This is a genomic window from Proteus sp. FZP2095, assembly GCF_023701425.1.
Lineage (GTDB): Bacteria > Pseudomonadota > Gammaproteobacteria > Enterobacterales > Enterobacteriaceae > Proteus > Proteus cibarius.
Genome location: NZ_JAMQBJ010000004.1, coordinates 77113 through 90825, shown reverse-complemented (window position 1 = coordinate 90825; position 13713 = coordinate 77113). Strand labels below are relative to the sequence as shown.

Genomic DNA, 13713 nt, shown 5'->3' with positions numbered 1-13713 from the left:
TGGTTATCTCCTACTTAATTGGTAAATAAATAGAAAATTCAGTATTTCCGGGCCAACTAGTAAATTCAATTTTACCAGCATGCTGATCCACTAAATTACGTGCAATAGATAACCCCAACCCATTGCCACCTTCTCGACCACTAACCATGGGATAAAAAAGTGTATCTTGCAGATGAGGAGGAATACCATCACCGGTATCAATCACATCAATGCGAGCAACAAGGCGATGGCGTTCGCCATGAAGTGTGACTTGAAAAGCAGTACGGGTACGTAAAATAATCGTCCCTCCTGTTTTTTCAACGGCTTGTAACGCATTACGTGTAATATTTAGGAGTACTTGTTCTATTTGATCTGGGTAATGAGATAACTCAGGTAAGCTCGGATCGTAATCTTTTAGTAAGGTGACATTTTCAGGGCATTCAAGTGAAATAAGCTGAGCAACGCGCTCAACAACATGGTGAATGCTCTGATGTGTTTTTGTCCCTGGATGTTGAGGGCCGAGTAATCTGTCCACCAGCACACGTAGGCGATCAGCTTGTTCAATAATGACTTGCGTGTATTCCGTTAATGCTGGATCAGGTAAGGATTTTGCCAGCAACTGAGCCGCGCCTCGTAATCCTCCTAATGGATTTTTTATTTCATGTGCCAGCCCCCTAACCAATTCCCTAGCAGCCATTTGCTGGGCTTGTTGGATCTGCTCTTGGCTTAACCGGCGTTGACTATCCATAGGCGCCAGTTCCAGCAAAATATGTTGCTCGGAAATAGGTTGGGCACTGAGCGACATTGTGTGTGATTGGTTATTGACAACCAATATCACTTCATTGTCGGTAAAGCTTTGTCCATTCGCTAATGTTTCACGCATTAAATCAGCATCAAAAGAGTAATAGCTGAAAAGGGCAGTGAAAGGCGTTTCAAATAATTTTCGACGGCTTTGTGCTAAAACCTGTAACGCAGAATGATTTGCGTAGCAAATAATAAACTCTTTATTGATAACTAATACAGAGTGTATCAGTGAGTCTAAAATTAATGTGTTGTCAGGTAAGTCTGCCGTTTCCATATTGAATACCCCATTGCACCATTTTAGTGCATCTTACCTTTATTACATTAATGAACCAATGCGTAAGTGAAAAGACTGACTCCTTAAGTGGGAGAAAAGTGCCCATCCGAAGATGGGCAAAATAGCTTCACGGCAAAAAAAACAGTTTTACATCTAGGCTTAAGTGTTTATTAGTAAAAATAGTCTTAAGCGCTGTAATACATTTCAAATTCAAGAGGATGCGGAGCCATACGTACACGTTGAACATCCGCTCGTAATAACTCTAAGTAAGCATCAATAGCATCATCAGTAAATACGCCACCGCGAGTTAAAAATTCACGATCTGCATTTAATGTATTTAATGCTTCTTCTAATGAACCTGCGACAGTTGGGATCTCTTTCGCTTCTTCTGGTGGTAAGTCATAGAGGTTTTTATCCATAGCATCACCAGGGTGAATTTTATTGATAATCCCATCAAGACCAGCCATTAACTGCGCAGCAAACGCAAGGTAAGGGTTTGCTAACGGATCTGGGAAACGTACTTCAATACGGCGTGCTTTCATGCTAGCAACAACTGGAATACGAATTGACGCTGAACGGTTACGTGCAGAGTAAGCCAGCATTACAGGTGCTTCAAAACCTGGAACTAAACGTTTGTAAGAGTTAGTAGTTGGGTTAGTAAATGCATTTAATGCACGAGCATGTTTGATAATACCGCCGATGTAATACAGCGCCATTTCAGATAATCCGCCGTATTTGTCGCCTGCAAACAGGTTTACGCCGTTTTTAGACAGTGACATATGGCAGTGCATACCTGAACCGTTATCACCAACTAATGGTTTCGGCATAAAGGTCGCGGTTTTACCAAATACGTGAGCGACGTTTTGTACCACGTATTTATAAATTTGGGTTTCATCTGCTTTTTTGGTCATAGTATTAAAGCGGGTTGCCACTTCATTTTGGCCAGCAGTTGCTACTTCATGGTGGTGAGCTTCAACAACTAAGCCCATTTCTTCCATAATGTTACACATGGTAGAACGAATATCTTGTGATGAATCAACAGGTGGCAGTGGGAAATACCCCCCTTTAACCATTGGGCGGTGCCCTTTGTTACCGTCTTCATATTTCGTGTTAGTGTTCCAAGCCGCTTCAATATCATTGATAGCGTAAGAAGCACCTGAAATATCGTTTTTAAAACGAATATCATCAAACAGGAAGAATTCTGGCTCTGGTCCAAACAGCACTGTGTCTGCGATACCACTTGATTTTAAAAAATCTTCAGCACGTTTTGAGATAGAACGTGGATCGCGATCGTAACCTTTCATTGTGCCAGGTTCTAAAACGTCACAACGAATAATCAGGGTTGGATCTTGGAAAAATGGGTCAAGCATTGCGGTTGTTGCATCTGGCATCAGTACCATGTCTGATTCGTTAATGCCTTTCCAGCCACCAATAGAAGAACCATCGAACATTTTTCCTTCTTCAAAGAAATCATCGTTAACCTGATGAGCCGGAATAGTAAGGTGTTGTTCTTTACCGCGGGTATCAGTGAAACGTAAGTCAATATATCTAACTTTATGTTCTTCAATCATGGATAATACATGTTCAAGGGACATAGGAACTCTCCTGGCGAATGGTTTTATTGAGTGCAGTGGCCTTACACATTTTTCGGTGAATTTTTTGCTCACCTAAATTCTATTGCGAAAAGCATGCCAACTTATCTAAAAAGGGATATATACTGTATTGATGAAGTTTAGTGTAGAATATCTCCTGTGATTTTTTAATTATTGCACAAAGTTGGTGCAAATTAAGCCTAATTAGTTGCACTGTTTTGGTGCAATCGAACGGATGCTACTAAATTCTGAGGCGTGAAAAGGATCACAATTCAATTAATTGCATATTGTTAAGCAATCATTATTGTGATCTTGTTTAGTCTCTCGTCTAAAGCGTGTACAATACTGCGCTTATTTCTACAATGCCTGAGGCAAATTTTGTGATCGAAAACTTGCGTAATATCGCCATCATCGCCCACGTTGACCATGGTAAAACAACTATCGTCGATAAATTACTACAGCAATCTGGTACGTTCGGCGAACGTGAAACCGTTGCTGAGCGCGTGATGGACTCAAATGATCTCGAAAGAGAGCGCGGAATTACTATTCTTGCGAAAAATACAGCGATTAAATGGAATGACTATCGTATCAATATCGTAGATACCCCAGGACACGCCGACTTCGGTGGTGAGGTAGAACGCGTTATGTCTATGGTAGACTGCGTTCTATTGCTGGTTGACGCGATGGATGGCCCAATGCCACAAACTCGTTTTGTGACACAAAAAGCGTTTGCTAACAACTTAAAACCAATTGTTGTTATCAATAAAGTTGACCGCCCTGGTGCGCGTCCAGACTGGGTTGTTGATCAGGTATTTGACCTGTTCGTAAACTTAGGCGCAACTGACGAACAACTTGATTTCCCAATTATCTATGCATCTGCATTAAACGGTATTGCGGGAACAGATTACAATGACATGGCTGAAGATATGACTCCGTTATATGAAGCTATTGTCAAATATGTAGAGCCACCAAAAGTTGATCTGGAAGGCACATTCCAGATGCAAATTTCTCAGTTGGACTACAACAACTACCTAGGTGTTATCGGTATCGGTCGTATCAAGCGTGGTAAGGTTAAACCTAACCAGCAAGTGACTATCATCGATAGCGAAGGTAATACTCGTAACGGTAAAGTCGGTAAAGTGTTAGGTCATTTAGGCTTAGAACGTATCGAAGTAGATGTTGCTGAAGCTGGCGATATCATCGCAATCACAGGCTTAGGTGAACTGAATATTTCTGATACGATCTGTGAAACAGGTGCTGTTGAAGCATTACCTGCATTAGCCGTTGATGAACCAACTGTTAGCATGTATTTCTGTGTTAATACTTCACCTTTCTGTGGTCGTGAAGGTAAGTTTGTGACTTCTCGTCAGATTTTAGATCGTCTGAAAAAAGAGTTAGTCCATAACGTAGCATTACGTGTAGAAGAAACTGAAGATCCAGATGCATTCCGTGTATCAGGTCGTGGTGAGCTTCACCTGTCAGTTCTGATTGAAAATATGCGTCGTGAAGGTTACGAATTAGGTGTATCTCGTCCTAAAGTTATCTTCCGTGATATTGACGGTCGTAAACAAGAGCCTTTCGAACAAGTTACTATCGACATTGAAGAACAACACCAAGGTGATGTGATGCAAGCGATGGGTGAGCGTAAAGGCGAAATGCGTGATATGCAACCAGATGGTAAAGGACGTGTACGTTTAGACTACATTATTCCTAGCCGTGGTCTGATTGGTTTCCGTACTGAATTTATGACTATGACATCAGGTACTGGTTTACTGTATGCAACATTCAGTCACTATGATGATGTTCGCCCAGGTGAAATCGGTCGTCGTAATAACGGTGTTATGATCTCTAATGGTCAAGGTAAAGCCGTTGCTTACGCACTGTATAGCTTACAAGATCGCGGTAAATTATTTGTTACTCATGGTGCAGAAGTTTATGAAGGCCAAATCATTGGTATTCATACTCGTTCTAATGACTTAACAGTAAACTGCTTAACAGGTAAAAAGCTGACTAACATGCGTGCTTCTGGTACGGATGAAGCGACAACACTGACGCCGCACATTAAGCAAACGTTAGAGCAAGCATTAGAATTTATTGATGACGATGAGTTAGTTGAAGTTACTCCGCAGTCTATTCGTCTGCGTAAGCGTTATCTGTCAGAAAACGATCGTCGTCGCGCTTACCGTAACAAAGACTAATTCGTTATTCTGATAACATAATTCTTAGGGCGCGTTAGCGCCCTGAGTTTATACTCGTCATACTTCAAGTTACAGAATTGGCTGCGCTTAATTAGTCGCCTAGCTGTAACTTAAATTATTTAGAGTATATGGTACTAGTTGTACTATAAGACGAATGCGGTGGAAAATTTGCCACCGCATAAGTTTTTCTCTTCTCTTCTTTCATCTCTTTTCTTATCTTTTATTCCTCAACTTACATTTACAACTTAAGTGTTTTTTTCTGGTATCAATATCAAAAGTCATCATCCACCCTATTATGCATCATGGATAATGATGCTTTTAGTCTCATTTTTCATCTTCACCTATTCTGGTTTTATGTTTTACAAAAAAATTAAGTGTGATTATTGTACTTTTTAGCGTTTAAGCCTGTTCAGTAAAGCGATTTATGATTAAAGTAAAATGAGTTTTCTATTATGGAGAGGATTTATGCTTTATATCTTTGATATGGGTAATGTGATTATTGATATCGATTTTAACCGGGTATTCGCAGTATGGAGTAAACTCAGTGGTGTTCCATTAGCGAACATAAAAAAGAACTTCACCACAGGAGAGATCTTTAAATTACACGAACGCGGTAATATTACAGACATCGAATTTGCAGAAGAAATCAGTTCAGAATTAGAAATGAATTTAAGCTTTGAACAGTTTGCAGAAGGATGGCAAGCTATTTTCGTCGCATTACGCCCTGAAGTCATTGATATAATGAATAAGTTAAGAGAGCAAGGACATCGGGTTGTGGTGTTATCAAATACTAATCGTTTACATCAAAATTACTGGCCTGAACACTATCCTGAAATAGCAGCCTCCGCCGATTTCCTCTATCTATCTCAAGATATCGGTATGAGAAAACCTGATCCTGAAATTTATAAGTATGTTTTACAGTCTGAAGACATTGAAGCACAAGATGCCGTTTTCTTTGATGATGTGAAAGCCAATGTTGATGCAGCTATTGCTGTGGGTATGAAAGGTGTACATGTTATTGATAAACAAACAGTCATTGATTATTTCAAAGATTATGATTTTTCTCTCCCTGTAGAAGAATAATGCTATTGTAAGGATAACAATGGATTGAATTTGTTATCCTTTTTTATTGATTTATTTTGGAGAGAGTATGATCGCGTTAATTCAACGAGTGACACAGGCAAAAGTAGATATTGCTGGTGAAACAGTCGGCGCTATTAATCAAGGTTTGTTGGTTTTATTAGGTGTAGAGAAAGATGACAACGAACAGAAAGCCAAAAGATTATGTGAAAAAGTGTGCGGTTATCGCATATTTAGCGATGAAAACGATAAAATGAACCTAAATGTGCAACAAGCAGGTGGTAGTTTATTAGTCGTCTCTCAATTCACACTGGCAGCAGAAACACAAAAAGGAATGCGCCCTGGTTTTTCGAATGGTGCGCCCCCTGAATTAGCGAAAAACCTCTACCACTACTTTATAGAACAATGTCAGCAACAAGGTTTAGAAACACAAACAGGCCAATTCGCCGCGGATATGCAAATCACACTGACTAATGACGGTCCAGTCACCTTTTGGTTGCAGGTATAACGTCGAACATATAGTGATGTTAAAAGGAGCTCTGATATGTACCATTTGCGAACCCCAAAAACAGAGGCGGAATTTGATTCCTATTATGCTTTTCGTTGGGAAATGCTTCGTAAACCTCTACATCAACCAGAAGGCTCTGAAAAAGACGGTTATGATACCTTTGCTCATCACCAAATGGTTGTCGATGAAACTGGACAACCTGTCGCGATTGGACGGCTTTATATTAATGCGGATAACGAAGGCGCTATCCGCTTTATGGCAGTACGTACCGATGCACAAGGTAAAGGCTTAGGCACTCTTGTCGCTATGGCGCTAGAATCATTGGCTCGCCAAGAAGGTATAAAACGGATCGTGTGTAGTGCAAGAGAAGAGTCTGTAAACTTCTTTGAAAAATTGGGTTATGAAAATTGTGGTCTAGTCACTGGCCCTCAAACCACACCCATTAAGCACTTTTTTATGAAAAAAAGCATTGAGTCTTTAGATGACATTCTTCATCGACCAGATTGGTGTGCTGAATTACAAAAACAGTGGCACCAACATATACCTTTAAGTGAGAAAATGGGATTACGTATTACTCAATATACGGGAACTCGTTTTTATACCACTATCCCAGAAGCGGGAAACCAAAACCCTCATTACACTATTTTTGCAGGAAGCCAATTTTCACTCGCAACATTAACAGGTTGGGGATTGATTTGGCTATTAATGCGAGAGCATAAGCTGCAAGGCGATATTGTGCTGGTGGATGCTCATATTCGTTATCGCAAACCTGTATCAGGACGCCCTGCAGCTGTTGCAGATATGGAAAATTTAAGCGGGGATTTAGGGCGATTAGCGAAGGGCAGTAAGGCCCGCATTAAGCTAGATGTTGATATTTGTGGTGATGAAGGTGTCGGTGCTGTTTTTAGTGGGACTTATATTGTTTTACCTACACAAAATAAGCAGTGTTAAATGTGTGTTTTGTAATTTATTGAATTTAATCTATTTTTTACCATTCTTACAGACATTTTTGTTATTTTTCTTACGTTAAAGTGTGGGGATAATCAATCTATACTTTGATGCTTATTTTATAGTGTTTCTATCGCTATCCAATTGATGTATATTTCGCAGTTTACGGAGGGAAGCATGGACACCAATTTATCTACTCGTCTTAATAAATATATCAGTGAAAGCGGGATCTGCTCACGCCGTGAGGCTGACCGTTATATTGAGCAAGGACTTGTCCTTATTAATGGCAAACGCGCCAGTATTGGCGACCAAGTATTTGCTGGCGATGAAGTCAAAGTCAATGGTCGATTGATTGAAGCACAGGATAACTCTGAGCTGGTTTTGATTGCACTGAATAAGCCAGTGGGTATTGTCAGTACCACAGATGATGGCGAAAAAGATAATATTGTTGACTATGTTAACCACAGTACTCGTATTTTCCCAATTGGACGTTTAGATAAAGATTCACAAGGATTGATTTTCCTGACCAACCACGGCGATTTAGTGAATAAAATCCTACGTGCAGGTAATGATCACGAAAAAGAGTACCTTGTGACAGTGAATAAGCCGATCACAGATGAGTTTATTCATGGAATGGGTGCTGGTGTTCCTATCATGGGACAAAAAACCAAGAAATGTAAGGTTAAGAAAGAAGCGCCGATGGTGTTTCGTATTACCTTAGTTCAAGGATTAAATCGTCAAATTCGTCGTATGTGTGAATATTTTGGTTATGAAGTCACTAAGCTTGAACGCATTCGTATTATGAATGTGAGTTTATCGGGATTGCCTGTTGGTGAATGGCGTGATTTGACCGATGATGAACTAATTACCTTATTTGAAGCGATTGAAAAATCAACTTCTGAAGCACCACCAAAGCCAAAGCAAAATAAGCCGAAAAAACAAATCAGTAGTAATGCAAAAGCATTGGGTATTCATATTCCTCAAACAAAAACCAAAGAAACGGAAAATAATTCCCGTAAGCGTTTTGTTCAGCCTGGCCGTAAAAAGAAAAAACGTTAAGTTCATTTTTGAAGACGCGATAAAACAAAAAACATCTGAAAGGGTGTTTTTTGTTTGTTCTATTTAAGACAAATTATACATCGATAAGATTAGTCTAAATCAAGTTCATCTAATTTATTTTGGCGACGTTCAAGTACGATCGCTGCAAGTTCAGCATCCATAACTCGTTCAATCAATGCATCGTAGTCTTCTTTAGAAAGGCAATAGAACAACGGAGTTTTGTTGTCATCACACACAAGCAGTGTGCTGTTATCTTCAAGTGCAGTTAAAGGAGATTGTTGAAACGCATTTAAAGATATTTTTTCAGGGGAAAAATCTTCGTCAGACATGAAAACTCCACAATAAAGAAAAGGGCAATAGCGCATTGTAACGCTTTTTATAAAGGGAGCAATCCGTGCTCCTGCGAAAGATCAATATTATCGGTGATTAATTATTTCGCCATTTTGTATCACTGAGTTGAGTATTTGTTGCTCACCTTTACTTCCAGTTAATGTACCATTAAGTGTTGATTCCACTGGGCTTGAGCGTAAATCACCTTTCAGTTTTAGTGAGAATTGGCCTACTTCGTCAGAGTAGGTTGTTTTGAAACCTAATGTGTAAGGTATTGATAAAGGAACATTGAGTCCATTAGCAATAAGTGAAAATTGGCGCTGTTGGTTAGATTGCACTAAACCGGCTGAACCTCGAACAATGCCATCACCAATAAATGCTGAATATTGCTCAACGATAGCGTTGTCTTGTTGAGTGATAATTTTTAAATCAGGGCGGCGTAATTCAATACGATTTAATGTACCACTATCAGCATTAAATACTGCAGAGCCTTGCCATAATCCCCATTCACCTTCTTTTGCAATCATTAAATTTTGCAATTTTCCTGTTAAGTTAGTGAATTGGAATGGAAATTCTGGCGTGATATCAATCAAAATGGATTGATTGATAGATAACTGTTCGATAGTGATATTTTGAATATTACTCTTATCATCTATTGGTTTAGCTAAAAAAGTGAGCCAATTTTCAGGTAGTGTATATAAAAAGCCCGATAATGTAGCGTCTTGGATCGTGATGCTTTTGTTGTCTTTATTCCAATGGCCAGCAAGTTTAATTAAGCCTTTCTCGTAGCGTAGGCTGAGGCTATCTAGATTGAGTTGATTGTTCTGCTGGTTGAGTTTTGCAATAAGATCAGTGAAGTGTTCATCTTGAAAAACAACATCATTTGTATTGAGTTCACCAGTTGTAAATGAAAGAGCGTTATCCCAACTAAACTGAGAAAATTGCCCATCAAAGCCACTGACTGCCCACTGTTTTCCTTCAGCAGTAAAATCAACAATATTAAGTGCTCTTATACTAATACGAGGATATTCAGAGAGAGACTGAATTAATTCATTAAAGGTTTGCGAGGATTGCCAGCGCAACCCATTCATATAAACCTCATCAAATTTCCATTGATTATCTTGATATTGCCCACTCAAAGATAGTGAGCCATTAAGTAGGCGAGTACCTAATTTCTCTATTTGAATACTATTGGGCTGATATTGCCCAGAGATAATAAAATTACTGAATTCATTATTATTTATCATGCCGTTAGCAATAGAAAATTGGAAATGGCCTGCCCCTATCAAGTCAGTTGATGTTGGGACCCATGGCGTAATACCACCTGTTACTTTCTTGGCATCAAAAGAAAAATTATTTTTTTTACTGTTTAGCGCCATATTTTTAAATTGTAAGATATCGGCACTTAAGGGGATTGAAGGTGTTTTGTCTGCAAACTCAATATTGCCATTTTCTAATGTGATTTTTTGCAGATGAGAAGGCGTGGTAAAAAATTGCCAATTAAATCGAATTTGTGCTGATTTTGCCGATACAGTGGCTTTGTCTTGTTTAGGATTAACGAGGAGATCATGAACAATGACTTGCTCAGGTTGCATAAGATCATGCTCAATACCTGAGAAGCGAATATCATAGTCAGTGTATTGTGTCAGCCATTCACTGGTTTTCTGCGCGCCCCACTGAGTCTGAATAAAAGCGTAAATTATAATAATAAATAAAATAACGATAAGTATCAGAGATACCAAACTTTTCATCAGCCAGCGCATAATCCTTCTCCCGTTTTATACTCCATCAAAACATTATACAGTTATGCCTGAAAACTAGGCGATGCTCAAGTATTCATCGGATAAATCAAAGAGATTCAACTTGTTTGTTTGTAGTGTCCATATGACAAGCATAAAAAAAGCGCTATTTTCATAATCAAAAATAGCGCTTTACTCGTTTATTGCTAATTAATAATTATTTTTCTGGTGGGAAAATCAGATTTAAAATAATGGCCGTTAAACCGCCCGCAGCAATACCTGATGACAGCAATGTTTTTAGCCAATCAGGGGCAAACTGTAATATTTGAGGCTGTTGCGAAACGCCTAACCCTACCGCAAGTGAAATAGCAAGGATCATGATGGCTCGGCGGTTTAATGCTTCTTTAGAAACAATACGTACGCCGGATGCAGCTATTGTACCGAACATCACTAATGTGGCGCCGCCTAATACTGGCTCAGGAATTCTCTGTACAAATTCAGCAACGAATGGAAATAAACCCAAGATAACAAGCATTGCTGCAACAACATAACCTACGTAGCGACTGGCAACACCCGTTAATTGGATCACACCATTATTTTGGCCAAAACAAGAGTTTGGGAAGGTATTGAAAAATGCTGAAACCATGGAGTTAATTCCATTAGCTAATACACCTCCTTTAATGCGCTTCATATACAAAGGACCACTGACGGGTTGCTCTGAAACATCAGAAGTTGCCGTGATATCACCAATGGTTTCTAGTGAAGTGATCATAAACACTAGCATTAAAGGAATAAGTAAATGCCAATCAAATGATAGGCCATAATAAAATGGTTCAGGGATCGTCATCAGCGGTGTTTCTTGATGTTCTGCGGGGGTGGGTAACATATCTAAAGCCCAAGCAAGAACATAACCTACAGCCATTGCAATAACTAAAGAAGCTACTCGTAAGTAAGGATTTTTTTGTCGATTAAGTAAAATAATAACGATAAGAACAGAGCCTGCTAATAACAAGTTTTGTGGTGAACCAAAGGTATTATTCTCGATGGCTGCATAACCACCACCAATAGAGGTTAATCCAACTTGAATTAAAGAGAGGCCGATTATCATCACCACGACACCTGAAACTAACGGCGTAATGATACGTCTTGCCAAGTGAAGTACACGAGAAAGAATAATCTCGGTTAATGAGGCAACCATTAGAGTACCAAAAAGGGCTGCCATCATTGTCGGAATATCTGCACCACCATTTTTAAGTGCTAATCCCCCCATAATAAGTGGAGCAACAAAGTTAAAGCTTGTTCCTTGAATTGATAACAATCCTGAACCTATTGGTCCCCAAGCTCGAATTTGAATAAGAGAGGCAATGCCTGATGCAAATAAAGACATGCTGATAATGCGTTGAGTATCGTGTGCAGGTAATCCTAATGCTTGGCAAATGAGGATCGCGGGCGTGATAACCGCGACAAACATAGCTAAAAGATGCTGGCAAGCAGCAAAAAGTGTTTGTGGTAATGGCGGTTTCTCTTCTAAAGCAAAAAGAAGTTCGCTATTTTTTTTAATTGAAACGTCACTATTTTTAGGCAATTTTTGATTTTCTGAAGTAACCATGGTGTGAATTTCTTATTCGGCAAAAACGGTATTTTAATGATCTACGCCACAAAAGCAATCGTTTGCGTAAAAATGATGTTATCAAAATGCATAAGAGGTGCTCACATTTTTATATGTTTTAACTTGTGTTTGTCTCCGTTTTTTTTTCTAATCGGGGATACCTGCTTTTGGCGTTGTTTATGGATGAACTTAGCGTCGTAGTATTTTTATATAAAATTAACAAATAAGACGGGGTACATAAATGTATCATCTTGATGTTTATGGCACGCTGGTTGCGGCCACTTTGGTTCTCTTGATCGGACGTAAGTTAGTGAAATCTGTTCCTTTTTTAGAACGGTACACGATCCCAGAACCTGTTGCAGGTGGGCTACTTGTTGCAGTTCTTCTATTAGCATTCAAATCTTTTATGGACTGGGAAGTGAGTTTTGATCTATCACTTAAAGATCCGTTAATGTTAGCCTTCTTTGCAACAATTGGGTTAAACGCAAATCTCGCGAGCTTAAAGGCCGGAGGAAAAGCGCTTTTTATTTTCGTCTTTGTCGTTGTTGGGTTGTTGTTAGTGCAAAATACCGTTGGTATCGCGCTAGCAAAAATGTTAGGTCTTGATCCATTAATGGGATTACTGGCAGGCTCGATTACATTATCGGGTGGTCATGGTACAGGAGCGGCTTGGGGTAAAACGTTCGTTGAAAATTATGGCTTCATGAGTGCATCTGAAGTGGCAATGGCGTGTGCAACCTTTGGTTTAGTTTTGGGAGGATTGATTGGTGGGCCTGTTGCGCGCTACTTAATCAAAAATATTCCAACGCCAGGATTAGGCGCTGACGACCATGAAATGCCAACAGCGTTTGAGAAGCCCACTACAGGCAGAATGATCACGTCAATGGTCTTGTTAGAAACCATTGCGATGATCGCGATTTGTTTAATGGCGGGTACATTCCTTTCTCAATTATTAGAAGGTACTGCATTCTCATTACCGACCTTTGTGTGTGTTCTATTTATTGGTGTTATTTTAAGTAATAGCCTTTCAATGCTTGGGTTCTACCGAGTTTTTGATAGAGCGGTGTCAGTCTTAGGTAACGTGAGTTTATCGTTATTCTTAGCGATGGCATTAATGAGCTTAAAATTATGGGAGCTTGCGTCGCTGGCGATACCAATGCTGGTTATCCTTGGTGTTCAAGCAGGTGTAATGGCACTGTATGCAATTTTTGTGACTTTCCGTGTCATGGGTAAAAACTACGATGCCGCGATTTTAGCAGCGGGTCACTGTGGTTTTGGTTTAGGTGCTACGCCAACTGCGATTGCGAATATGCAAGCTGTAACAGACCGTTTTGGGCCGTCTCATCTTGCGTTCTTGGTCGTACCTATGGTCGGTGCATTCTTCATTGATATTGTGAATGCAATAGTGATTAAACTGTATCTGATGCTACCGTTTTTTACACCTATAGTTGTAGGGTAGTTTAGCTACTATAAATTGAAATAGTTTCAAAAACGTTAAAGAGCACCTCAATGTTGAATATCGACATTGAGGTGTTTTCCTATGGAGTACTTAACGTATTAATATTTCGAAATTAATTTAAAGCGAGTTTGAAC

Annotated in this window: 11 protein-coding genes; 6 read left to right on the top strand and 5 right to left on the bottom strand. The window is 39.4% G+C overall.

Features of this window, described 5'->3' with window-relative positions:
- Nucleotides 1-10: 10 nt before the first annotated feature.
- Both glnL and glnA read right to left on the bottom strand, forming a co-directional pair.
- Nucleotides 11-1057 carry a nitrogen regulation protein NR(II) gene (gene glnL, locus NBG71_RS15170; RefSeq protein WP_075671278.1) on the bottom strand — a complete coding sequence of 349 codons (1047 nt, stop codon included), beginning with the start codon at nucleotides 1055-1057 and terminating at the stop codon, nucleotides 11-13.
- A 185-nt stretch (nucleotides 1058-1242) separates the two neighbouring features.
- Nucleotides 1243-2652, bottom strand: coding sequence for a glutamate--ammonia ligase (glnA, locus tag NBG71_RS15165; RefSeq protein WP_075671280.1), 1410 nt, complete (start codon nucleotides 2650-2652; stop codon nucleotides 1243-1245).
- Nucleotides 2653-3011: 359 nt separating this feature from the next.
- On the opposite strand from glnA, the gene typA reads away from it, so the two are divergent.
- The 5 genes from typA (at nucleotide 3012) to rluF (ending at nucleotide 8442) form a co-directional block, all read left to right on the top strand.
- Complete coding sequence (gene typA, locus NBG71_RS15160) at nucleotides 3012-4847, top strand: ribosome-dependent GTPase TypA (protein WP_250916980.1); 1836 nt, start codon at nucleotides 3012-3014, stop codon at nucleotides 4845-4847.
- 465 nt (nucleotides 4848-5312) lie between these two features.
- Nucleotides 5313-5930 (top strand): glucose-1-phosphatase, encoded by a 618-nt coding sequence (gene yihX / locus NBG71_RS15155; RefSeq protein ID WP_075671284.1) that lies wholly within the window; start codon nucleotides 5313-5315, stop codon nucleotides 5928-5930.
- 67 nt (nucleotides 5931-5997) lie between these two features.
- A complete protein-coding gene (gene dtd / locus NBG71_RS15150) occupies nucleotides 5998-6435 on the top strand; it encodes a D-aminoacyl-tRNA deacylase (protein ID WP_072064855.1) in 438 nt (145 codons plus the stop codon).
- A 36-nt stretch (nucleotides 6436-6471) separates the two neighbouring features.
- Nucleotides 6472-7386 carry a fatty acid biosynthesis protein FabY gene (fabY, locus tag NBG71_RS15145; RefSeq protein ID WP_250916979.1) on the top strand — a complete coding sequence of 305 codons (915 nt, stop codon included), beginning with the start codon at nucleotides 6472-6474 and terminating at the stop codon, nucleotides 7384-7386.
- A 174-nt stretch (nucleotides 7387-7560) separates the two neighbouring features.
- Nucleotides 7561-8442: a 23S rRNA pseudouridine(2604) synthase RluF gene (gene rluF, locus NBG71_RS15140; RefSeq protein WP_075671297.1), complete on the top strand. Its 882-nt coding sequence runs from the start codon at nucleotides 7561-7563 to the stop codon at nucleotides 8440-8442.
- 89 nt (nucleotides 8443-8531) lie between these two features.
- On the opposite strand, the gene NBG71_RS15135 is transcribed toward rluF, so the two are convergent.
- The 3 genes from NBG71_RS15135 to NBG71_RS15125 all read right to left on the bottom strand — a co-directional run bounded on the left by NBG71_RS15135 (nucleotide 8532) and on the right by NBG71_RS15125 (nucleotide 12120).
- Entirely contained in the window at nucleotides 8532-8771 is a 240-nt protein-coding gene (locus NBG71_RS15135; protein WP_075671299.1) for a hypothetical protein, read from the bottom strand.
- Nucleotides 8772-8858: 87 nt separating this feature from the next.
- Nucleotides 8859-10535 carry an AsmA family protein gene (locus tag NBG71_RS15130; RefSeq protein ID WP_196563627.1) on the bottom strand — a complete coding sequence of 559 codons (1677 nt, stop codon included), beginning with the start codon at nucleotides 10533-10535 and terminating at the stop codon, nucleotides 8859-8861.
- 193 nt (nucleotides 10536-10728) lie between these two features.
- Nucleotides 10729-12120, bottom strand: a complete 1392-nt coding sequence (locus tag NBG71_RS15125; RefSeq protein WP_099659200.1) for a uracil-xanthine permease family protein — start codon at nucleotides 12118-12120, stop codon at nucleotides 10729-10731.
- Nucleotides 12121-12361: 241 nt separating this feature from the next.
- Between NBG71_RS15125 and gltS the strand changes: the two genes are divergently transcribed.
- Nucleotides 12362-13579, top strand: a complete 1218-nt coding sequence (gene gltS, locus NBG71_RS15120; protein WP_250916978.1) for a sodium/glutamate symporter — start codon at nucleotides 12362-12364, stop codon at nucleotides 13577-13579.
- The last annotated feature ends 134 nt before the right edge of the window (nucleotides 13580-13713 follow it).